Origin of the sequence: Chromohalobacter sp. HP20-39, assembly GCF_033052815.1 — a bacterium.
In the GTDB taxonomy this organism is placed as follows: domain Bacteria; phylum Pseudomonadota; class Gammaproteobacteria; order Pseudomonadales; family Halomonadaceae; genus Chromohalobacter.
Genome location: NZ_JAWHTP010000233.1, coordinates 1 through 398, shown reverse-complemented (window position 1 = coordinate 398; position 398 = coordinate 1). Strand labels below are relative to the sequence as shown.

The following is a 398-nucleotide window of genomic DNA, read 5'->3' as shown; positions in this document are numbered from 1 at the left end:
CAGCTTGCATCATTCGTAAAGCAAACTCTATTTGGCCAAACTCATCGGTGCGCCCAGTGTAGAGGGATTGACTTAATGGGTTATTGGAAATAGTCCTGGCTCTTTCAACCAGTCTTCCAAGAGGAGAGAGAATAGCCAAAACACTAACAGAGCTTAAGCTTCCTGACATTAAAGTGGGCGGTTACAGGAGCTGAGTGCAACACGGTTATTGAATTGAAGCTGGAGCATCATGCCGCATAGCCATAGCTTCCTGCATCACCTCGTCCATAACCTCGATCGGACACTTGAAGTCGAAGCGCTTACGGGGGCGCATGTTCAGTTGCAGTGCGATGGCATCCAGTTCCTCCTGGCTATGCACCGACAAGTCCGTGCCTTTGGGCAGGTACTGGCGGATCAGG

At 50.5% G+C, this 398-nt stretch carries 1 protein-coding gene and 1 pseudogene; both read right to left on the bottom strand.

Translation table 11 applies throughout. The annotated features are described in order from the left end of the window. A partial coding sequence (locus tag RVY79_RS17790) for a HAMP domain-containing protein (protein ID WP_317465835.1) occupies positions 1 to 169 on the bottom strand: 169 nt, incomplete at its 3' end. A gap of 36 nt (positions 170 to 205) precedes the next feature. Continuing rightward, positions 206 to 398 (bottom strand): annotated as a pseudogene (locus tag RVY79_RS17785) (IS30 family transposase); the annotation flags it as partial.